The organism is Paenibacillus peoriae, from assembly GCF_022531965.1.
Lineage (GTDB): Bacteria > Bacillota > Bacilli > Paenibacillales > Paenibacillaceae > Paenibacillus > Paenibacillus polymyxa_D.
The window spans coordinates 2,764,402-2,789,008 of record NZ_CP092831.1 but is presented as its reverse complement, the minus strand read 5'-3'; the positions used below and the strand labels follow the sequence as shown (position 1 = coordinate 2,789,008).

The window sequence follows — 24,607 nt, the reverse complement described above, 5'->3', positions numbered from 1 at the left end:
TTGTAAGCGCGTACAATGATTTATTTCCCTACATACCATGGAGGAGGCGATCAATGAATCTATTTTATCCAAATAAATGCCTTTCTTTTTTTTACTTTTAATGCAACCGGTTGCAAAATCCATTCCACTAAATATTATCAGGAGGTTGTTAACTTGCTAAGAAAAAAAACTGGGAGTTTTATTTCTTGGTTGATTATTTTATCGCTTTGCTTCAACTTCTTCGGCTTACCCGGCGTAGCTTCGAGTAACAACGATTATACAGCCACCTACACGAATTCCACAGCGACTGCTCTTCCATCGACAACCGCTTCGATCACGTCTACCGTTACCGCAACGTATGCACCTACCACAACAACTAAATCAACTCAAACTGGGTTAACGGTTCACTTTAAGAAACCTTCAAGCTGGAATTCAGCGATTCGAATCCATTACTGGAATCTGAATCCGGCAAGCGTTCCGATAAGCGGGGCGTGGCCGGGAATCCTGATGAAGTCGGATGGAAATGACTGGTACAGCTACACCATTGCCGATGCCACAGGCTCAAGCCTCATTTTCAATGACAGTAGCGGCAAACAAACGGCCGACTTGTCCCGCAGTGTGAAAGAGGGCTGGTATTACACAGATAACACATGGTATGATGTCAGCCCGGAAATGCCTAAAATTCCGGCGATTTCCGCCTCTCCTGTACCCAAAACATATGATTCGTCCCAAACGGTGACGCTTTCCAGCACCAACAGTGATGATAAGATTTACTATACGATAGATGGTTCGACACCTACGACATCCTCGACCTTGTATACCTCTCCAATCCAAGTTGCTTCCTCTTTGACCATTAAGGCCTTCGGTATCAACTCAATCGGTCAAACTGGAAATGCATCCTCTTTTGATTATGTAATTGACCTGAATGCAGATCTGCAAGCTCCGACAATCACAGCGAATTTGCCTGCCGGGCATTCTGATTCCTCGGTGACTGTATCCTTTAACCTGAAAGATAACAAGGCGGCAACGACCAAGGCATACTATACGGAGGATGGTACAGAACCAACCACAAGCTCAAAAGTCTATATTCTCGGCAACGCGCTGACCGGATTGACTGGACCGTCTATTCTTATCTCCAAGACTACGACATTAAAATTTCTCGTTATAGACGGCGCTGGTAATCAAACCAAGCAGAGCTTTGTTTATAATATTGGAAATAAGAAGGATTTTCGGGAAGACACCATCTATTTCGTGATTACTTCTCGGTTCTATGACGGTGATCCGAGCAACAACGTGCACGCATGGGATGATGGAAAGGCGCGCAATCCAGATTCGGACCCGGCTTGGAGAGGAGACTTTAAGGGGCTGATTCAAAAGCTCGATTATATCAAAGCCCTCGGATTCAGCGCCATCTGGATTACACCTGTTGTGCAAAATGCCAGCGGTTATGATTACCATGGTTACCATGCTTTAAATTTTGCCAAAGTAGACCCACGGTATGAATCGGCGGGAGCTTCTTATCAGGATTTGATCAATGCAGCCCATGCCAAAGGGCTGAAGGTTATTCAGGACATCGTCGTCAATCATACGGGTAATTTCGGTGAAGAGAATCTGTACCCCATGTTCAAGAAAGATCCGGCTAAACCGGATACTGCTAACAACTTGGTGAAAACTACGGATAAGCTGCCACCAAACTATGATACTATGACACCCGATCAGCAGTATCAGGCAAGGCTCGCCTTAATGAAGAACGAGGGAACGAACAATAACATTTACCATACAGAGAAAAGTCTTTCCTGGGAATCCTATACGGTTCAGACTGGTCAGATAGCGGGAGATTGCGTGGATTTGAACACGGAAAACCCTGCAGTTAACAAATATTTAATTGATACCTACAATCACTATATTGACATGGGTGTTGACGCTTTCCGTGTCGATACGGTGAAGCATGTGAGCCGGTATATTTTCAATAAATACTATATTCCTGCCTGGAAAACAAGAGGCGGCTCGGATTTCTATATTTTTGGAGAAGTAGCCACACGTTACAGAGATGTTTGGAACAGTGGAATTCCGGCGATCTCGACGCCATTCTATACTTGGAAAAGCTCGAAATCGTATCCGGGCGATGGAAAGAATGACTACGCCTCCAATAAAGCGTCAGTTGAACAAGAGTGGACGGACAACTCTACTACAGCAGGACAGCCAACCTCGAACAATGCTCTCTTAAACGGAAATACCTATCATACGCCTGACTATTCGATGAAATCGGGCATGGATGTGATTGATTTTCCAATGCATTGGGCATTCAAGACCGCGCATGAAGCATTCAATATGAGAAGTGGCGACCAATACTATAATGATGCTACGTGGAATGTAACCTATGTCGACTCGCATGACTATGCTCCTGACCAGGCTCCGGAAAATCAAAGATTCGCGGGCACACAGGACACTTGGGCTGAGAATCTCGATCTGATGTTCACCTTCCGCGGAATACCCGCTATCTTCTACGGCTCCGAAATCGAGTTTCAAAAAGGGGCAACTATTGATACAGGTCCAAACGCACCGCTAAGCAAAACGGGACGAGCATATTTCGGCGATCACGTGGAAGGCAATGTTACGGTACAAGATTACGGCAAATACACAAATGCTACTGGCACGCTTGCGGAATCGCTCAACCATCCTCTGGCGAAACATATCAGACAGCTTAATTTAATCAGAAGAGCTGTTCCCGCCTTGCAAAAAGGCCAGTATTCCACAGAGAATGTGTCGGGCAATCTGGCGTTTAAGAGAAGATATACCGACAGTGCCAAAGGCATTGACAGCTTTGCATTGGTCACGATTTCAGGAAACGCCACGTTTACCGGAATTCCGAACGGAACCTATGTGGATGCGGTGACCGGTGATTCCAAAACCGTTACTGATGGCAAGATTACCCTGACATGCTCCGGCAAAGGAAATGCAAGGGTATATGTATTGAATGGTAGAGGTGGAATTGGAGAAACGGGAACCTATCTGAAATAACGGTAGTATGTCTTAGATAACTGAAGCAACCTCAGTTCGGTATTGCACTGTGCTAAGGTTGCTTCCAATTAAAAAGTATATCTAAGAGAGAGAGTCAGGATATTGCTCTGAACTAAATTTTTAACGGATGGGAGTGAACCAAGATGCCCCAACGACAGCTTCTATGTGCGTAAATTCTTCCGTATATTTAATGACCAACAACCATCAAGTATTAGTGGGTTATCCCGCCCCTAGAACTTATAAAGCGTGAGCACGTACCCTGCTCTCTTGTCCATTCCGTTGTTGTTTATCCCCCCTGCATTGCTCCCCGAAGGATAGAGGCTATCAGACGCTTAATGAATGAAAAAAATGATTTAGATGGTCGGCAAACAATTTAGGATTTTCCATAGCGGCGAAATGACCGCCTTTATTCGCTTTCTCCCAGTACGTAATATTATAGACGCGTTCTACCCAGCTTCGGGGAGGCGTGGGCAGCTCCTTGGGAAATAAGGAAACCCCTGTTGGAACAGTAACGCGCTGACCTTCGGTGAAATGCAGTTTATTATTCACGCGATCCCGAGACCAACGACTGTTGGATAACAGCTTTGGTGTACGTACATGGTATAGAATTCGCGCAGGTCAGTGTTATGGAACTGGATCGTAAATTTACAGATATTGATTTTGAACTGAGTGCAATTTCTTTGTGAGCTGGTTTCGGTAGAATTGCAAAAGAACGACTTTTATAATTGTAGTCAAGGAATGATGCATAGCTTTTTGCTTTCCGAACTGCTCACAGGCGAGCTCAATGATGCTAATGTCATCGCAATGCGACTGGCTCATCTGGACTGGACGCTTACACCTACCTAAGAGTGATGACCTTGACAGACCTGAAGAACAGCTTTTTTGACGGGAAAGTTCAGTTAGTTGCACAGCATATGATCCAATTGCTACCGGATAGCCGCTGGATCGTATATCAGGGACGCATTGTATTTCTCATTTCCCTCGTTGATTCATCCTGTAAAATCATTGCTGAAGACAAACGATTTCTAGAATTTCTCCAAGTAAACGGTCTAACTGCTTCGCTGAGTAACTGCTTTAGTCATTTAACTTTTTTGCGAAAATATTATAAGCAATGCCTAACCGCCGTCGAGATTGATTTCCAACTTAATTCAAACAAGCCAGTGTATATGTATGAGGACTATCTCTGCGAGCATATTGGAAGGATCATATCGGAACAGAACGATCTCGCTGACTTCTGCCATCCAGTTATCCAAAAGTTAATTGCTTATGACAATGGCCACAAAACAAGTTTACTGCCCACCCTTGAAGCCTATCTTCAATATGTGGACACTCCAAATCTTGCTGCTAAAACACTTTTTATTCATAGAAATACTTTGTTCTATCGAATCAACAGGATACGTGAGCTTTTCGAGGTTGATCTAAGCGATGGTGATATTCGCCTGAAGCTTCAAATGACTCTTCATTTTCTAAAACTGAAAACACAACGCGGCGATCCTGAAGATCAGAGATAGAAGGCTAAGAGTATGCAAAAAAACATGCAGACAAAATTTCTTATCGATACTTTGTCTGCACGCTGGTCTTTTCTAGCTACCATAAGCATTCAGATAGTTCGCTGCTGTTCTAAGATGAGCAGCAGTTTTTCTAATTCCATCATTATTCAGCTTACCAGCTTTAGGCCAACTGCTGAACCGAGTACCATCGCGATGAACAGAATCCTCGCGGTATTACGCGGTTCACTGTAGAAGATCATGCCCAATATGGCTCCGCCAGAAGCTCCAATACCGGTCCAGACAGCGTAGGCCGTTCCCATTGGTAGTGTTTCCATGGCCAGGGATAGAAACAAAAAGCTCAATCCAAAGCCTGCAAGCAAGTAAAAAGCAGACAGGAAATTCCGGTCTTTATAGAGCTTATTAATCATGAGAACTCCCATCATCTCAAATACGCCTGCCAAAATAAGAAATACCCAGTTCATACGTCAGTGCACCTCTTTTCCTTGTTTCTTCTCTTTACTCTGTATTTTGAGTCCTACAACTCCGAGCAGAAGCACCCCGATTAGCAACAATTTAGATCCCTTTACCTCAGCACCAAACAACAAAATTTCTGCTAATACAGTGCCGGCCGTTCCCAACCCGACAAATACTGCATACACCGTACCTACCGGAAGCGTACGGGAAGCCATAATCATGAGTATGAAACTTACTAAAATGGCAACTAAAGTGCCCCCCCATTCTAACCAGCCGCTGGCATGTTTCAGGCCGATGACCCATCCAACTTCGAATAATGCCGCAACTACAACAGATAACCATGTCTTGTTCATTCTGTGCTTCCTCCTTTTAGATAATGCTGGAAATGTAGTATGAATTTATAGCAGCAATAAAAAAAGCCTGAGAGAATACTGCATACAGCAGTTTTTCTCCCAGGCTTTTATTCCTCCGTGGCACAGTACGACGACTGTGAGTTTTCTCTCGGACCAGCCGATATTACATCGCGGAACCCTAGAAAACATTTTTGAATTCAATTTTAGTTAACATTATACACAGTAGTGAATCAATCACAATATAAAATCAATAAAAATTCGTATATCTCCCTAAACTTATATCATTGTTTTGGTCATTATGAAATCAATTTGTTCTTCATCACCCATATAAAAAGAGTGTGCGCCAGTTTGAACAAACCCCATTTTCTTATAAAAAGCAATGGCGCTTTCATTTTTTTCCCATACACCGAGCCAGATTTTCTTTTTATTATGTTCCATTGCAATTTCCATAGCTTTATTTAGCAGATATTTACCAAGCCCATGTTTTTGAGATCTGTTTTTTATATAAACCCTCTCAATTTCGAGCGACTCATTACCCATTTTTTCGGATTGGGCATTGTTCATATTTACCTTTAAATATCCAGCAAGTTCTTCATTGAAATAGATGAAAAAGAATTCTGAAGAGACGTTGGACAATTCCTTCTCCAACTGTTTAAAGTTAAATGCTCTTTCCAGATAGGCCTTCATATTTTCAGGTGAATTCAGATCCTTAAAAGTATCGTTGAATGTTTCAATACTTATTTCTTGGAGTATTTGTAGATCTTCACGGCTGCACTTTATTATTTTTACAGTCACTTTAAATTATCGCTCCTTCATGTAAATCAATAATTTCTCTTGTTCCCTTTTTTTACAAATTCCCATTCATCACCTATATTTTTTCTTACTCTTTGAAGAAGATTAAAAATGGTGTTTACTTCACTTTCCGAAAATCCCGCTAATGCAACATTATCCGAATAATCATGTTCTCTTTTTATAAAAGGATAGACTTTATTCCCTTTTTCTGTTGGAAAGAGTTTATTAATTTTTTTGTTATGCTGATCCTCTTCCTTTTCAATAAATCCGTTGATAACAAGTTTTTTTATAGCACGAGATGCGGTTGTTCGATCTACTTTTATCATCTCAGCTAACTTTTCTTGAATGATTCCTGGGTTTTCACATATTCGTACAAGGTATAAATATTGTCCTTTTGTAAGGTCATATTCTTTGAATTCAATATTGCTTATAGAATCTAATGCTCTTGCGATCATTCCAATTTCACGAAGTACTTCCTTCATAATGGACTCCTTTACCCCTATTTTGTTGCAAATGCAATAAAAATGATATATATTGAATTTACCTTATTTTTATTGCATTTGCAACATAAAATTATATTAAAGAGGTCGAGTAAATTGAAATATATTTTTTTCGTATTAGGAATTTTTATATTATCCCTTGGAATTTCGTTCACTATACAATCAGACCTTGGGGCTTCACCTTTTGATGCACTTTTAGTAGGACTGTCTATAAATGTGGGGCTTACTGTGGGAAGTTGGGAAATCATAATAGCTATAATATTGATAGGTTGTAATTCGCTTTTAAAAAGACAAACACCAGAAGTTTTGGGGTTGTTAACAGCATTTATAACGGGTATTGGTATTGATATGTGGCTTTTTTTATTACACAATTTGATAACACCTGAACTATGGTACAGCAAAGTTGTTTGTTTTGGAATTGGTTTAGTTGTTGTAGGATTAGGAACTGCAACATATTTACAGACAAATTTTGCACCCATTCCAGTTGACCGATTAACATTAATCATACAAGAATTTACTAGAACAAATCTATTTTTTTCGAGAACATTCATCTACCTTATATTCTTGATCATAGCAGTCCTTTTAAACGGACCCATTGGCATTGGAACCTTGTTAACCGTTTGTTTAGGGGGGCTAATACTCAATTACTTTATGCCATTTACTAAAAAAATACTTGACCGCATATTAACACACTCTGCTACATCACCAAATCATGAGAAAGATAAAAGATGTAATATCCAAGTTGAGACTGAAGCTTGATGCTCATATCTCTTTGTTTCGATCTTAAGTTTGTCTTGGTCGAGCTTCAGTCATAGCATTTTTTTCGGGACTAACGCCTGCGCTTGTTATCCTGCTAGCTCCTTTGCTTTGGGAAGAGACGCCGTTTTAGTGCAGCTAGTCGGATTCTGTAATTATCCTCTCTCTTATCGTTGTTAGATACAAGCGAGATCTGCAAGTAGGACAGTATCAAGACTGGCAATGGGGCATACTGGCCATCTTGTTTTATAGCCTTTGTAATTAAGATTAGACAAGTTCCTTCTTCAACAGATGTAACTTTTAATGAGCAAAACAAAAAAATCAAAAAAATGAAGGGACACTTTTAGAACGTGTCTCAATTCTATCTAAAAGAAAAAATGAGTCGTCAAGAGATATTCGGCTTAATTCTTGCATTGATTGGAATTATCGTAATTAAAATGATGGTTTAATCAAATTGGTCTTTAAACTGCATATGAATCAAACCAGCAATTTCTAACAAAAGAAGACCCGCGTTATTGAAACGCGGGTCTTCTTTTGTTAGAGTTCATTGAGCTTACTCAAAGTGGTACCTTTTATATAATCTAAACAATTCGGAATATAAAATGGAGCTAATCCATCTTATACTCTTCCCCTAATATATAATGTGCATAATCAACCTAAACTCGACGAATTGTTTATAATACTTAAATTTTCAAAGGGAATTGTATTTTTTTTAATGTTAGTACATGAGCGTTGTGTCGGAAAAAGAATACTTTGCAGGCAAGGGCAGTCGGACAAGCCGCCACCCTCTGCACACGCAAAGTGAAATCATTGCATTTTAGAAAACGGATTTAGAAAACAAAGTCGATGGAATCCGGTGAGAAGCCTTCCGGCTGCTCGTCCGAGTTCACCTGAATATCGCTTAACAGCAAATCTGGATCGATTCCAATCTGGGACAGGATCGCTATCAAATCTCTGGTTAATCTCTCAATAGCGTCAGCCCCAAATAGCTTCGTGCAATATTCAAAGGAACCCTTCATCTCCCCATCTTCATCACTCATAGACAAAGTCAAATCGAATTTGGAAATACGATGCTCCCGAACATACGGGCTGAAGGACAGTGTTTCAAGCTTCGCTTCCGGCGACTCTGTGTTTTCCAGTACAAACATGGTGTCGAATAACGGGTTACGGCTTGCATCCCGTGTTACATCCAGCTTTTCCACCAACTCTTCCAGTGGATAATCCTGATGCTCGAAGGCTTGCAGCGTACGATCTCTGGCTTCCTGCAAGTAGCTGTGGAACGTTTGGTTGCCCTTCGGCTGATGCCGAATGGCTAGCGTATTGACGAACATTCCGATCAGTGGCTCCAGCTCAGGCAACAAGCGGCCTGCTACCGGCGTACCGATGATCAAATCGTCCTGACCGCTGTATTTGGACAGCAGAACGGTGTAGGCGCTCAACAGTACCATGTACAGTGTACTTCCGGTCTGTGCCGCAATTCGGTGCAGTTGCTCGGATACATTCGCGTCCACTGTAAATTCATACATCGCACCCTCGAAGCTGCGAACAGCAGGTCTAGGATAAGCAATTGGCAAATCCAGTACCGGCAATTCTCCGGCTAAATGCTCCAGCCAGAAGTGTTCCCGGCGTTGGTATGATTCACGCTGCATCTCCTGCTGCTGCCACACGGCGTAGTCCTTGTACTGAATTTGCAGCGGCTCCAATTCCTGCCCTTCGTACAGTTGTACCAGCTCCTGCACGATATTGTTCGACGATACACCGTCTGAAATAATATGGTGCATATCGTACATCAAGAGATGGCGCTCTGGTCCGGTTTGAAGAAGACGGACACGCAGCAGTGGTGCCTGACGAAGGTCAAAGCTGCGCACAAAGGACTCGATATAGGCATCGGCTTCGGACTCCCTGGCCTGCAGGTGCTCTACTGCAAACTCCACTTGATCGTACACCCGCTGAACGACCTCGCCTTCCACCACTTCAAAAGAAGTCCGCAACGTTTCATGGCGGGCTATTAACTGACGGAACGCATCCTCCAGCCGATCGGCCTGAAGCGGTCCCTCCACGGTTAATACACCCGGCATATTGTAGCTGAGATCCCCACCTTCCAGATGGCTCAAAATGTACAGTCTTTTTTGAGCCGAGGAAACCGGGTAGTATGCCTGTTTCGCCGCCGCAGGGATCACCGTATAGGTGTCTGTGCCGTGCGTAGCTATGAGCTGGGCTTGCTGCTCAATCGTAAAGTGTTGGAACACCTCACGCAGCGTAATCCGGCTGTCCAGTTCCTGATGGATTTTGGCCACCAGCGTCGTTGCCCGCAGGGAGTGCCCACCCACGTCAAAGAATGAGTCGGTGACTCCTACGCTGGACAGCTTCAAAACATCCTGCCAGATTTGGGCTAGCTTGGCTTCCAGCGGCGTCCGTGGTGCAACGTACTCCAGGCCTCCTTCGAGGCGTGCTTCCGGCGCCGGCAGCGCCTTGCGGTCGATTTTCCCGTTCGGTGTCAGCGGGAAACGATCCAGTTGTACCACATACGTCGGGATCATGTAATCGGGCAGCTTCGGCTGCAGCGCATTCCGTAGCTCCGGCAAACTCAGGGACGCTGAAGCTATGATATAGGCACACAGATCCTTGTGTCCATCTTCGTTTTCCCATGCTGTGACCACGGCTTTCTGAATGCCGTCCACGGTCAGCAGCTGCGCTTCCACCTCACCCAGCTCGATCCGGTACCCCCGGATTTTCACTTGGTGGTCAATCCGGCCCAAATACTCAATGCTGCCGTCTGGCAACCACCGGGCCAGGTCGCCCGTTCGGTACATTCGGTGTGCGTAAGTGCTGTCCGCTTGATCGGTTGCTGCCGCAACAGCGAACGGATTCAGGACAAACTTCTCTGCCGTCAGCTCTGGCAGATTCAGGTATCCTCGTCCGACACCTGCACCCCCGATATAGAGTTCACCTGCGATACCGATCGGTACCAGCTGTTGCTGGCTGTTCAGGATGTACACCGACTGGTTCGCGATCGGCGTTCCGATAGATACCGTATGCTCCCCTTTTTCCAGCAGTGCGTTCAGGGACTCCATATCTTCAATCGTATAAGCGGTCGCATCTACCGTCGTTTCGGTCGGACCGTACACGTTCGTAATCACCGGACGATACCCGGCCCATTTGTGTAGGAACACATGTACCAGCTGCACGGATAATGCTTCGCCACCGATCAGGTAATGCTTCACTTCCGGTGCTTCCGTCACACTGACACTTTCATTCAAAATATGCAGATGCGCAGGTGTGCCGTCCGACAAATCAATCCGGTGTGTGCGGTAGTAGGCGATCAAATGCTCTCCGCTCAGACTGACGTCATGGGACACCACATGCAGGGTGTGGCCTAACAGCAAGCTGGCAAAGATTTGCTTCACCGAAGCGTCAAATACAAATGCTGACAGCCATGCGACATGAAGCGGCTGTTCGTAACGACTGTATACTCGTTTCCATAAAGCATCTACCAGATTGCTAACACTGCTCTGCTCAATCATGACCCCTTTCGGCTGACCGGTGGTGCCTGACGTATAAATCATATAGGCCAGGTTATGCGGGCCGGCGATAGGGATCAGGTTGCTCGCATCCTGTGCTCCCAGTTGAGCTTGAGCGTCCTCGTCATCCAAGACTACAGCTCGAACTGTGGATGGCAAGCTGAGCGACAGGTTGGCAACTCTACTTGTAATCACGACCTTGGCCCCACTGTTTTGGAGCATGTAGTCGATGCGCTCCTGTGGATACATCGTATCCATCGGCACATACGCGCCTCCGGCCTTCAGTACCCCCAGAATGCTCACCAGAATATCCGCAGAACGTTCCAGCAATACGCCCACCGGTTGATCTGCTTCGACCCCTTCCGCTCGTAACACACGAGCCAATTGGTTCGCACGCTCATTTAGCTCAGTGTAGGTCAGCGCGGTGGCCCCAGACACAACGGCTATCCGCTCAGGGTTGCGCTCAGCTTGCTCTTCAAAGCGTTCGCTGAGCGAATGGCCTTGCACCTGTCTGTGTTCAGCACAACGCACGCTATGTGCATTCGGATCATTGAACACCTTCAGAATCTGCTCGGTTTCTTCCGCCGTAATCAACTCCAGCTCTCCCAGCTTCGCATCCGGATTCGCCGCCACGGCTTCGACCAAGCGAACAAAGTGACGCGTCATCCGTTCTACCGTTTCGCGCTCGTACAACGCAGTTGCATACTGCAATCCAAACTGGATGCCTGCCTCTTCCTCTCTAGCTTCCATCATCAAATCAAACTTGACTGGCGTTTGTTCCAGGCCGTATGGACGGAAGCTCAGGTTTGCCAGTTGCAGTTCGCCTTCCTCAGTCGTTTGCAGCGTAAACATCGTATCGAACAGCGGATGGCGGCTCATATCCCGCTTCACGTTCAGCTTTTCCACTAGCTCCTCAAACGGATAGTCCTGGTGCTCGTAAGCTTGCAGGGCACGCGTCTTCACATCCTCCACATAGCTTCGGAAGCTTTGCTCTGACGTCGGATAGTTCCGCAATGCCAGCGTTCCGACGAACATCCCAATCATCGGCTCCAGATCGGCATGCGGTCGTCCGGCAATTGGTGTGCCGACTACGATATCTTCTTGCCCGCTGTATTGGTGTAGGAGTGCAGTGTACGCTGCCAGCAGCACCATATACAGCGTGGAGCCTGTGTACGCCGCCAGTTCTTTCAGCCGTTCGCTGACTTCACGTTCCAATCCGAACACCACCGTATCGCCTGCCGTACTTCGCACCGCCGGACGGGCAAAGTCCGTAGGTACATCCAGCACTGGCAGCTCACCCTGGAAGGTGCCCAGCCAGTACGCTTCCTGACGTTGCATCCACTCTTGATGGGCTTCGCTTTGCTGCCATACCGCATAATCCTTGTATTGTATCCGCAATGGTAATAGCTCTTCACCGTCGTACAAGCGGACAAATTCATCGGTCAGTACACCCATGGACACGCCATCCGAAACGATGTGGTGCATATCGAGCATGAGTAAATGCTGCGGTTCCTGCTCGGTTCCTTGTACGCCCAAATCTACCAAGCCTACTCGCAGCAGCGGAGCAGCTTGCAGATCGAACGGTCGTACAAACTGCCGCACCCGTTCTTGTACTTCCTGGCTGACCATCGTGTCCGCATCCGTGGTTGTGTCCTGGTCTGTACCCATAGTCGCAGCTTCTGCCTGTACCTTTGTATATTCCAATTCAAACGGCACAGTGTCCTCAATCCATTGCATTGGCTCACTGTCCACTAGTGCAAAGCGGGTACGCAAGGTCGCATGACGGGCGATTAATTGATGGAACGCGTTTTCTACCCGCTTCACATCCAGGGGTCCGCTCACTTGCAGCACCGACGGCATGTTGTAGTTCACATCATACGGGTCGAACTGATGCAGCACATACAGTCGTTTTTGCGCCGACGATAACGGGTAGAAGTTGCGTTCTTCCGTTACTGGAATGGACGCATATGTTACTTGATCCAGATATTCCAGTACGACTGCCAATTGCTCAATCGTTGGTGCTTCAAAAATACTGCGCAATGGAAGCGGCTTGTTCAGCTCCTTGTGAATCCTCGAGGCGAGCGTCGTCGCCCGCAGTGAATGTCCACCAATCTCGAAGAAGTTTTCCTTCACGCCGACCTGCGCCAGGCCCAGCACATCCTGCCAGATTTGCGCCAACTTCACTTCCACCCACGTCCGCGGTGCGACATAGTCGGCTACGCTTTGCAGGCTGTCTTCTGGTGCTGGTAGAGCCTTGCGGTCGATTTTACCGTTCGGTGTCAGCGGCATTTGTTCCAGCTGTACCAGATAGGAAGGGATCATGTAACCCGGCAGCTTCTGGCTCAAATCGCTGCGTAGCTCACTTGCGACAACTTCCTCATCGGCGACCACATAAGCGCAGAGCTGCTTCTGCCCTTGCTCATCTTCCCGTGCGATGACCACAGCTTCTCGCACTGCCTCCAGCTTCAACAGCTGCGTTTCTACCTCGCCCAGTTCGATCCGGTAGCCCCGAATTTTCACCTGCGCATCGATCCGCCCCTTATATTCAAGCGTACCGTCCACATTTAAGCGTACCGTGTCACCTGTGCGATAGCAGCGTTCTCCGCTGCGGAACGGGCTATCAATGAACTTTTCGGATGTCAGGTCCGGACGGTTGCGGTATCCACGTGCCACCCCGTCACCGCCTACCAGCAGTTCACCCCATACCCCGACGGGTTGAAGCCGCATCGAACGGTCCACGACGTACGCTGTTGAATTATGGATCGGTCTACCAATTGGCACCGATTCCGATTGCACACCGGTGATCGCATGCACTGTGGAAAAAGTCGTATTTTCAGTCGGGCCATAGATGTTACTGATTCGAAGGGACGGATGGGCCTCCAGCACCCGGTTCATATGTGGTACGGACATCACATCACCGCCGACCAGCAGTTCCCGTATCCCCTCGAACAGCGCCAAATCCTGCTGAGACAACTGGTTAAAGAGCGGTGTGGTCAGAAACATCGTGGTAATACCGTGACTGCGCACTGCTTCCTTAAGCTTGAGCACGTCCAAAATGATATCCTGACTCACTAGCACCAGCTGTCCACCGTTTAATAGAGCGCCCCAAATTTCGAAGGTGGATGCGTCGAAAACAATAGCCCCTGTCTGCAAAATGCGCGTGTCAGCATCCAACTGCGCGTAGTTTGTATTTTTCACCAAACGTACGACATTACGATGCTCTACCATGACACCCTTCGGCTGCCCCGTCGTACCTGACGTATAAATGACATACGTTAGATCGTTCGGACCGGACAACGGCTCCAGGTTGGAACCATCCTCGTGATACACACTTTGTGCTCCATTCAGCACCAGTAACTGACCATCAAAAGCTACTTTGTCCACCAGATGGCTTTGCGTTAACAACAGCTCTACTCCCGAGTCGTCCAGCATGTAGCGGATACGCTCCTCCGGATACGTCGGATCGATGGGGACATATGCGCCCCCAGCTTTCAAAATGCCTAAGATCCCCACGATCAAGTCTACCGAACGCTCGGTCATCAGTCCCACCAAACGATCCTTCGTCACACCTTGACTACGCAAGGTGCGCGCCAGACGATTCGCACGTTCATTCAGCTCGCGATAGGTCAGCTGTTCTCCTTCAAAGAACAATGCTGGCTGTTCCGGTGTGTGTGCCGTTTGTGTCTCGAACAGGCCATGGATCGTTTGCTCGCTCGGATACTCGGCGGCTGTATTGCCCCATACGCGGAGAATTTGCTCGCGCTCCTGCGTACTTACCATATCCAGCTCCTGCACCCGAGTGTCCGGCTTCGCTACCACCTGCTCCAATAGCTGTATCAGATGGCCCTGAGTCCGCTTCACGGCTTCACGATCATATAACTTCGCATTGTATTCAAATCGGATTTTCATCGCTTCCTGCGGCATGACAACCAGATTGAAATCATAGTTGGTTTGTTCAATCATGCCGGCATTGCGAATTTCAAAGTCCGACGCTGCCCCTTCGCCAAGTTGCTCGACCTGCTCCTCCACCGGATAGTTTTCAAACACGATAATGTGGTTGATCAGGTCTTGCTTTTGCTCGGTCAAGGCTTGAATTTCATACAGCGGATACGTTTCATAATCTTGAGAAGTCAGCGCCTGTTTCTGATTCGTTCTGATCAGGTCGGCAAAGGTGTCCTCAGCCCCACTGCGGATACGTATTGGAATGGTGTTAATGAACAAGCCCACCATATTTTCAATCCCCGAAATATCCGCTGGACGACCAGACACTACACCGCCAAAAACAGCGTCGTCACTACCGTTGTACTTTTGAAGCAGTAAGCCCCAGGCTGTTTGCAGCAATGTATTCGGGGTCACGTGGTGCTGCTTGGCCACCATTTCCATACGTCCGGTCAAGTCCTTGCCCAGATCGCACAGGATATGCTCAAATTGTGCATCGCCCGCTTTCACGCCTACTTTTCCGGTCGGAATCGAAGTTTGCTGATCATAGCCGAGCAAATAATCCTTCCAGTAGGAAGCTGCTGCTTCTTCATCCTGTGCTTCAAGCCACTCAATATACTGACTGTATGGAGTCACGGGGGCAAGCTTCGGCTGTCTATGCTCCACGGCTGCAAAATAAGCCTCAAACACCTCATCCGTCACGAGCGCCACACACCAGCCATCCATCAAGATGTGATGAGAGCTCCACACAAAATAATAATCCTCATCACCTGTTCGCAAAATCGCCACGCGCATCAATGCATCCCGGGACAAATCAAATCCGGCTGCCTTGTCCTTGCGAATAAATTCCTTCACATACGCGTCACGTTCCTGCTCATCCAGATGACGCAAATCTTCGCATCTGAAACCAACCTCCTTGCGGCGGAAAATCACCTGCACAGGCTCATCCTGCCAACCGCTGATGAAATTAGCTCTAAAGATCTCATGCCGCTGCGCCAAATGATTCAAGCTATCCTGGAAAATATCCGCTTGGAAGCGTCCGTGCAAATCAAAGGTCGTTTGTTCAAAATAAGCTCCTGACGCTGCATCCATCAGACTATGAAACAGCATGCCTTTTTGCATCGGCGTCAACGCATAGACATTTTCCAGTTCCCCGATGTCACGAGTCCGTTCTACCAATTGATCCAGCTCGGCCATCGTTACATGTTTAAGCATGACATCGCTTGGCGTCAGTTCTTGCTGTTTGCGGCCTGTGCAATGCGTAATGATTTCCTGCAAACTGATTTTGAACTGTTCAGCTAACTGCTCCATCGTTTCACGACGATATTCCTGCTTGCTGTAGCTGATTGTCAATTGCAGCTTACCTTCCGAAATCAGTCCGTTCATATCCAGCGTGTGCGATCTGGCTGCATGGGCGCTAAGCTCTGCACCACTAGCGTAAGGAGATACGCCAATAGATTGATTTTGCATATCTCGGTCAAATTGTCCTAAATAGTTAAAGCTGATTTCAGGTTCGGTTACAAAACGCTCTTGCTCACGGGCTGCGGACAGGTATCTCAACATCCCGTAGCCAATGCCCTTTTGCGGAATGCGGCGTAGTCCTTCTTTCACCTGTTTGATGCGCTGTGAAAGGTCTTGCCCCACGCTCATATCCAGCACCACCGGGAATTGGGTCGTAAACCAGCCCACGGTGCGCGTAATATCCAGTTCTGGCAGAATGGATTCCCGCCCATGGCCTTCCAGGCTCACGAGCACTCGTTCCAGGCCCGCCCAGCGATGAATCGTCAGTCCCAATGCGGTAAGCAGCAAATCATTCATCTCCGTGTTGTAGGCACGATGCGCCTGTTTTAACAACTGCTCCGTTTCCTGAGCTGTCCACGTAACTGTCATGTTCTCGCTGTCCCTATTCAAGGAATGAGAAGGGGACTCGTCTTTTGGAAGCGGCTGATATACGCCCTGTTCCATTTCCTTCCAGAATGCAAGTTCTGCTGCCATAGCCGGACTATTCGCATATTGAGACTGCCCATCCGCCCAGGTGCGGAACGAATCCGTTTTGTGCGGAAGGCGAGCCGTTTGTCCGTTCAATGCCTGCTCGTAGGCGGTTGTAATATCCTCGAACAAAATGCGCCAAGATACGGTATCCACCACCAAGTGATGAATCGCCATCAGCAAATGATCACCATCTGGGCAATGGAACAGCCCCAGTTTCACCAGCGGTCCTTCGCTTAACTGAATACCCGCCTGAATTTCATTCACTTTAGCCTCGATCGCCGCAGACACCTCAGACTCATTTCTGAAGTCGGCCCGATCCAGCGTATACAGCTCGCCCTCCCCAATCGCGCGGTTCCAGGCTTCATATCCGTGCTCCGTAGGACGGAAAACGATACGCAGTGCGTCGTGATGGCTAACGATTTGATCCATCGCCGTGCGCAGGGCCGGTTCATCAAAACCATCCTTGCTATGCAGCATGATGGACTGGTTATGATGATGAGCATCCGTCAGGTTTTGCTCAAAGAACCAGTGTTGAACAGGTGTCAGCTTCACAGCGCCCACCACTTCGCTTTGATCCGCCAATCGGGTCACCGATTGAACTTTCAGTGCCAAGGCAGACACGGTTGGATGACTGAACAGGTCTTTCATCTCCAGTCGATAACCTGCTTGCAGCAATCGGGAGGATACTTGCAAGGCCTTAATCGAATCGCCACCCAGCTCAAAGAAGTTATCCTGCGCACCTACCGCTTCCACGCCGAGCACCCCGGCCCATACCGCAGCCAGTACTTGCTCCACCGTGGTACGCGGTGCCACATAGGCTGCACCCGTATGGATGCTTCCTTCCGGTTCCGGCAAGGCCTTACGGTCGATTTTACCGTTGCTGGTCAGCGGGATCGTCTCCAGTCGCATCAAACGTGCAGGCACCATGTGCGTTGGCAGTCCGGCTTCCAGTTCGGCCTGTACCTCCTCGATCCGCAGCTCAGCTTCTCCTGTGATGTATCCGCACAAGTACTTGTGTCCACGCTCATCCGTCCGGTCGATGACTACCGCTTGACGTACACCCGGCACCCGCTGGATCGCCGTTTCGATCTCGCCCAGCTCGATCCGATAGCCCCGGATTTTCACTTGATAGTCCATCCGGCCGATAAAGTCCACATTGCCGTCCGGCATCCATCGCGCCAAGTCACCTGTGCGGTATAATCGTTCACCTGGCACGAACGGATTGGCTACGAATTTCTCGGCCGTCAGGTCCGCACGGTTCAGGTATCCCCGTGCTACCCCAATTCCACCGATGCACAACTCGCCCAGTACGCCGATCGGCACCGGATTCAGCTGGCTGTCCACGATGTAGAAGCGTGCGTTCAGCCATGCCTGTCCAATCGGTACACTGCCACTGTCCGGCAGCTTCAACAGTTCTTCGTCGTAGAAGCTGGAGTCGATCGCCGCTTCCGTGACGCCGTAGCTGTTCATAATGCGGATATCCGCACCAAATCGTTCTTGCAGCACCCGATAATCCGTCACGCTGCAGCTATCCGAGCTGGTAATCAGCAATTCCAGACTGCTCATGTCCAGTCCCTGCTCATATACATGCTGCATAAACGGTACGATCAGGGCTGGAGTCGATTCGAACACGGTAATCTGATAGTCGCGAATCCAGCCATACAGACGGCTCGGATCAATGCGGTCGTCTTTCGGACAGATAACCATTGTGCCGCCGTTATAAAGCGTCCGGGCGATATCACCGACGAACACGTCGAAGGAGAAGCTCGCCAGTTGCAGCAGTCGTACCGGGAACTGGTTCAGACGGTAATCCCGGCGATAGGCCGCAGCCGTATTCACCAAGCTGCGATGCTCAATCATGACGCCCTTCGGACGTCCCGTTGTCCCTGAGGTGTAGATCACATACGCCAGATCCTGCGGTTCGTTGATGTGATTGACGTCTGTGGTATCTCCGGTGTACAGCGACTCATCGTCCAGTGCCAGTACGGTGTGCAGACGCAGCCCTGTTGCGGGTTCGGATGTAGGTTGGCTTTCCTCGAGCCATGCCTGTGCACGCTCCTGCAAGCCGATTTGGGTCAACAGTACCGTAGCACCACTGTCCTCCAGCATGAAACGGATGCGTTCAGACGGATAGTCTGCATCCAGCGGCACATACGCGCCTCCAGCCTTCCACACCGCCAGTACGCCGACCAGCATGTCTACCGAACGCTCACTCAAAATGCCGACCATCGATTCGCGTCCAATGCCTCCATTTCTCAGTCTGCGCGCCAATTGATTTGCACGTTCATTCAGTGTGCGGTACGTCAGCTGTTGTTCCTCGTACACCACCGCCACATGATCTGGTACAAGCTGAGCCTGTTTTTCCACAAAGACATGGAATAAGCCTCCTGCTTCAGCAGTAACATCCGATACTCCCACATCTCCAAAACCGTAGATGATTTGTGCCTTCTCCTCGACAGTTACCATATCCAAAGCTGCCAGTGGCTGCTGCGGATGAAGGGTAATGGCACGAACAAGTTCGGTAAAATGCTGTGCCAATCGCGCGATGGTCTCAGGCTTGTACAGCGCCGTGCTGTATTCCAGACTGCACAGAATGCCTTCCGGCTGCTCCACGGCATCCAAGGTCAGATCAAATTTGGCCGTATGATTGTCTGTCGGATACGTTTTAAAGGTCAGACCTTCCAGCTCGAACTCCTGCTGCTCAAATGTTTTCAACTCAAACATGGTGTCAAACAGCGCATTCCGGCTCGTATCCCGCGTTAAATTCAGCTTTTCAACCAGCTCTTCAAAAGGATATTCCTGATGTTCGTAAGCACTGAGCGCATGCTCTTTGACCTCTTGCAAGTAGTCTAGGAACGTTTTGTCACCAGCCGGATAATTGCGGATTGCCAGCGTGTTGAGGAATACGCCTACCAAGCTCTCCAGTTCCGCATGTGGTCTTCCGGCAATCGGCGTGCCGACGATAATGTCTTCCTGTCCCGAATATTTATGCAAAAGCGTGCTATACGCGGCCAGCAATACCATGTACAAGGTGGAGCCGGTTTGCGCGGCCAGCTGTTTCAACTGTTCGCTGTCCTCCAGGCTGATCGCAAATTCCAATCGCGCTCCTTCCAGACGCTGTACGACTGGTCTTGCAAAATCCGTAGGCATATCCAGCACCGGAATGTCACCAGCCATCGTGTTCAGCCAGTAGCTTTCCTGCTCACGAAGACGCTCACTTTGCATATCGGCATGCTGCCAAACCGCATAGTCCTTGTACTGGATGCTCAGTGGCGGCAGTTCCTTGCCTTCATACAATTGAGAGAACTCCTGCACGATAATTCCTTCCGTGACGCCATCCGAAATAATATGGTGCATGTCATAGAGCATGACGTGACGCTCCGGTCCGGTTTCCACCAGCTGAACCCGCAGCAATGGTGCTTGTGCGAGATCAAATGCGCGTACAAAGTCTTGGGCATACTGCTGGGTCTCTTCTTCGCTTGCCTGCACATGCTCCACGCTGAATGCGACGCCCGATTCAATCCGTTGAATCACCTCACCATCCACCATCTCGAATCGGGTTCGCAGGGCTTCATGACGGGCAATCAGCTGGCGGAAGGCTTGTTCCAGTCGTTTTTTATCCAAGGAACCTTCGATAATCAACGCTCCTGGCATGTTGTAGCTAACCTCTCCACCTTCCAGGTGACTCAGCACGTACATCCGTTTTTGCGCCGAGGAAACAGGATAATATTCACGCTCCTCCGCCACAGGAATAGATACATACGTTTGCTGGGTCTGATCTTCACCCATCACCTGCACCAATTGTTCAATCGTCGGATATTGGAAAATATCTCGCAGAGCCAGCTTGTAATTCAGCTCCTGATGGATTTTCGCCATCAGTGTTGTCGCGCGTAGAGAATGTCCTCCCACTTCAAAGAAGTTATCCTGGATGCCTATTTGATGATGATTCAAAACGCTTTGCCAAATACGTACCAGTTGCTCTTCCAGCCATGTCCGCGGTGCCACGTACGCTGTGCCTCCTTCGAGGCGCGCTTCCGGCGCAGGCAACGCTTTGCGGTCAATTTTTCCGTTCGGTGTCAGCGGGAAACGATCCAGTTGTACGACATAGGTCGGGATCATATAGCCCGGCAGTTTGGGCTGGAGTGTGCTGCGCAGATCCGGCAAATTCAGCGCCTCCGAGGCTACGACATACGCACACAGATCCTTGTCTCCGTCTTCGTTTTCCCAGGCGGTGACGATGGCTTTCTGAATGCCGTCCACGGTCAGCAGCTGCGCTTCCACCTCGCCCAGTTCAATCCGGAAGCCCCGGATTTTGACTTGATCATCCATCCGGCCGATAAAGTCTACATTGCCGTCCGGCATCCATCGCGCCAAATCGCCTGTACGGTACAACCGTTCACCTGGTACATACGGATTCGCTACGAATTTCTCGGCTGTCAGGTCTGTACGATTCAGGTAGCCTCGTGCCACCCCGGCTCCGCCAATGCACAGCTCACCCAGTACGCCGATCGGCACCGGATTCAGCTGGCTGTCCACAATGTAGAAGCGTGCGTTCAGCCACGCCTGACCAATCGGCACATGGCCGCTGCTTGGCAGCTTCGACAGCTCTTCGTCGTAGAAGCTGGAGTCAATCGCCGCTTCGGTGACGCCGTAGCTGTTCATAATGCGGATATCCGCACCAAACCGCTCTTGCAGCACTCGGTAGTCCGTCACGCTGCAACTATCCGAGCTCGTGATCAGCAGCTCCAGACTGCTCATGTCCAGCCCCTGTTCATGCACATGCTGCATAAACGGTACGATCAGGGCCGGAGTCGATTCGAACACGGTAATCTGGACATCGCGAATCCATCCGTGCAGACGGCTAAAATCAATCCGGTCGTCTTTCGGACAAATGACCATCGTGCCGCCGTTATAGAGCGTCCGCGCGATATCCCCGACGAATACGTCGAACGAGAAGCTCGCCAGTTGCAGCAGTCGGACTGGGAATTGGTTCAGGCGATAATCCCTGCGATACGCCGCAGCCGTATTCACCAAGCTGTGATGCTCGATCATGACGCCCTTCGGCCGTCCGGTTGTCCCGGATGTATAGATCACATACGCCAAATCGTGCGGTTCGTTGATGTGATCGACGTCTGTCGTATCTCCGGTGTACAGTGACTCATCGTCCAATGCCAGTACGGTATGCAGACGCAGCACTGTTGCCGGTTCGGATGCTGCTTCGCTGTCAGACTTCGAATCTGATTTCAAGCCTAAGTTTTCATTTAGGCTGTCTCTTTCCATCGTTTCAGCACCAGCCGCTGTTTCCAACTCACCCTCAGTCTGCCCTCCGGCCAAGGCCTGTCGGCTTTCCCCAAGCCATATCTGTGCTTGCTCCTGTAAGCCGATTTGGGTCAACAATACCGTCGCACCACTGTCCTCCAGCATGAAACGAATGCGTTCGGACGGATAGTCTGCATCCAGCGGCACATAGGCGCCTCCAGCTTTCCACACCGCCAGTACGCCGACCAGCATGTCTACCGAGCGTTCACTCAAAATGCCGACAATCGACTCGCGTCCAACGCCTTCATTCCGCAATCTCCGCGCCAATTGGTTCGCGCGCTCGTTCAGTTTCCGGTAAGTGAGCTGCTCCTCCTCGTATACCACCGCCACATGATCTGGTACAAGCTGTGCCTGTTCTTCCACATAGGTATGGAATAGGGCTCCTACTTCAACTGCAGCACCATCCATTACTCCCACTTCTCCAAAACCGTAGATGAGTTGCTCCTTTTCCTCAACGGTTACCATATTCAAAGTTGCCAGGGGCTGTTGTGGATGATATGCAATAGCTCGAACGATTTCCGCAAAATGCTGTGCCAATCGCGCAATGGTCTCAGGCTTGTACAACGCCGTGCTGTATTCCAGACTGCACAGAATGCCTTCTGGCTGCTCCACTGCATCTAAAGTCAGATCAAACTTGGCCGTATGATTTTCCAGTGGATAGGAGCTCAAGGTCAGACCTTCCAACTGCAACGCCTGCTGCTCCAAGGTTTTCAACTCAAACATCGTGTCAAACAGCGCATTTCGGCTCGTATCTCTCGTCAAATTCAGCTGTTCAACCAGTTCTTCAAAAGGATAGTCTTGATGCTCATAAGCACTGAGCGCATGCTCCTTCACCTCTTGCAGATAATCCAGGAACGTTTTGTCGCTGGACGGATAATTGCGAATCGCCAGCGTGTTAATGAAGACACCCACCAGATTACTGAGCTCCGCATGCGGTCGTCCTGCAATCGGCGTGCCGACGACAATGTCCTCTTGGCCTGTATATTTGTGCAAGAGTGTGGTGTACGCCGCCAGCAGCACCATATACAGGGTAGAGCCTGTTTGCGAAGCCAGTTCTTTCAGGCGTTCACTAACCTCACGCCCCAGTGCAAACTCGATCGTATCCCCTGCCGTACTCTGCACCGCCGGACGGGCAAAGTCGGTTGACAGATCCAGTACAGGCACTCCGCCCCGGAAGGTGCCCAGCCAGTACGCTTCCTGACGCTGCATCCACTCCTGATGGGCTTCGCTTTGTTGCCATACGGCATAATCCTTGTACTGAATCCGCAATGGCGACAGTTCTTCACCGCCATACAAGCGGACAAATTCATCGGTCAGTACCTCCATCGACACGCCATCCGAAACGATATGGTGCATGTCGAGCATGAGTAAATGCTGGGATTCTTGCTCTACTCCTTGGACACCCAGATCCACCAAGCCTACCCGCAGCAGCGGTGCAGCTTGCAGATCAAACGGACGGATAAACTGCCGGACCCGTTCTTGTGCTTCCTCGCTAATCCTCGTGTACGTAGCTGTAGTTGTATCCAATCCTGTAGCTGTGTCCTGATCCGTAGCCGTAGTCGTACTCTCTACCTGTACCTTCGTATATTCCACCTCGAACGGCACGCTGTCTTCAATCCATTGCATCGGCTCATTGTCTACCAGCTCAAAGCGGGTACGCAAGGTCGCATGGCGGGCAATCAGTTGACGGAACACGTCCTCTACTCGTTTCACATCCAGCGGACCGCTCACTTGCAGCACCGACGGCATGTTGTAGTTCACATCACTTGGATCAAACTGATGCAGTACATACAGTCGTTTTTGTGCTGAAGATAACGGGTAGAAGCTGCGTTCTTCTGTTACCGGAATGGACGCATATGTTACTTGATCCAGACTTTCTAACACCGTTGCCAGTTGCTCAATCGTTGGTGCTTCAAAAATACTGCGCAGTGGAAGCGGCTTGTTCAGCTCCTTGTGAATCTTCGAGGCCAGTGTCGTCGCCCGCAGCGAGTGTCCGCCAATCTCGAAGAAGTTTTCCTTCACGCCGACCTGCGCCAGGCCCAGCACATCCTGCCAAATTTGCGCCAGCTTCACTTCCACCCACGTCCGCGGTGCGACATAATCGGCTCCGCTTTGCAGGCTGCCTTCCGGTGCTGGCAGGGCCTTACGGTCAATTTTGCCATTGGGACTCAGCGGCATTTGCTCCAGTTGTACAAAGTAGGACGGCACCATATAGCTTGGCAGCTCTCGGCCCAGCTCACTTCTCAGCTCGCTGGCTCCTAGCTCTTGCCCGGCGACATAGTACGCCACCATGTGTTTTTGGCCCGTTTCGTCTGCACGAGCCATGACAACCGCTTCTCGCACGGACGCTACTTGGAGCAGCTGCGTTTCGACCTCGCCCAGCTCAATCCGGTAACCGCGAATTTTCACCTGATGGTCGATCCGGCCCAAATATTCAATGTTGCCGTCCGGCATCCATCTCGCCAAATCGC

8 protein-coding genes and 1 riboswitch (1 of these 9 cut by a window edge) are annotated in these 24,607 nt (G+C 49.2%); of the genes, 3 read left to right on the top strand and 5 right to left on the bottom strand.

The window, feature by feature from the left end:
• The first annotated feature begins 153 nt into the window (after positions 1–153).
• Together MLD56_RS12260 and MLD56_RS12255 are read left to right on the top strand one after the other, a co-directional pair.
• Positions 154–3,000 (top strand): alpha-amylase family glycosyl hydrolase, encoded by a 2,847-nt coding sequence (locus MLD56_RS12260; protein ID WP_029515329.1) that lies wholly within the window; start codon positions 154–156, stop codon positions 2,998–3,000.
• Positions 3,001–3,857: 857 nt separating this feature from the next.
• Positions 3,858–4,511: a helix-turn-helix domain-containing protein gene (locus MLD56_RS12255; protein ID WP_029515330.1), complete on the top strand. Its 654-nt coding sequence runs from the start codon at positions 3,858–3,860 to the stop codon at positions 4,509–4,511.
• Positions 4,512–4,657: 146 nt separating this feature from the next.
• Here MLD56_RS12255 and MLD56_RS12250 read toward each other — a convergent pair whose 3' ends face one another.
• The 4 genes from MLD56_RS12250 to MLD56_RS12235 form a co-directional block, all read right to left on the bottom strand.
• Positions 4,658–4,972: a DMT family transporter gene (locus MLD56_RS12250; protein WP_029515331.1), complete on the bottom strand. Its 315-nt coding sequence runs from the start codon at positions 4,970–4,972 to the stop codon at positions 4,658–4,660.
• Positions 4,973–4,975: 3 nt separating this feature from the next.
• Entirely contained in the window at positions 4,976–5,317 is a 342-nt protein-coding gene (locus tag MLD56_RS12245) for a DMT family transporter (protein ID WP_029515332.1), read from the bottom strand.
• A gap of 94 nt (positions 5,318–5,411) precedes the next feature.
• Positions 5,412–5,510: riboswitch (guanidine-I (ykkC/yxkD leader) on the bottom strand.
• 83 nt (positions 5,511–5,593) lie between these two features.
• Positions 5,594–6,112, bottom strand: a complete 519-nt coding sequence (locus MLD56_RS12240) for a spermidine/spermine N(1)-acetyltransferase (RefSeq protein ID WP_029515333.1) — start codon at positions 6,110–6,112, stop codon at positions 5,594–5,596.
• Between the two features lie 26 nt (positions 6,113–6,138).
• Complete coding sequence (locus MLD56_RS12235; protein ID WP_029515334.1) at positions 6,139–6,591, bottom strand: MarR family winged helix-turn-helix transcriptional regulator; 453 nt, start codon at positions 6,589–6,591, stop codon at positions 6,139–6,141.
• Positions 6,592–6,705: 114 nt separating this feature from the next.
• Here MLD56_RS12235 and MLD56_RS12230 point away from each other — a divergent pair, with 114 nt between their 5' ends.
• Positions 6,706–7,368: a YczE/YyaS/YitT family protein gene (locus MLD56_RS12230; protein WP_029515335.1), complete on the top strand. Its 663-nt coding sequence runs from the start codon at positions 6,706–6,708 to the stop codon at positions 7,366–7,368.
• Between the two features lie 827 nt (positions 7,369–8,195).
• Here the strand turns inward: MLD56_RS12230 and MLD56_RS12225 are convergent.
• Positions 8,196–24,607: the 3' end of a non-ribosomal peptide synthase/polyketide synthase gene (locus tag MLD56_RS12225; protein ID WP_241113508.1), read on the bottom strand. 25,801 nt of this gene lie beyond the right edge of the window; 16,412 of the gene's 42,213 nt are visible here — the last part of the coding sequence; the start codon falls outside the window, past its right edge — the gene reads right to left on this strand; its stop codon occupies positions 8,196–8,198.

Coding starts and splice junctions, on each gene's coding strand:
- MLD56_RS12235 (WP_029515334.1), bottom strand. CDS start 6,591: ATGAAGGAAGTACTTCGTGAAATTGGAATGATCGCAAGAGCATTAGAT.
- MLD56_RS12245 (WP_029515332.1), bottom strand. CDS start 5,317: ATGAACAAGACATGGTTATCTGTTGTAGTTGCGGCATTATTCGAAGTT.
- MLD56_RS12250 (WP_029515331.1), bottom strand. CDS start 4,972: ATGAACTGGGTATTTCTTATTTTGGCAGGCGTATTTGAGATGATGGGA.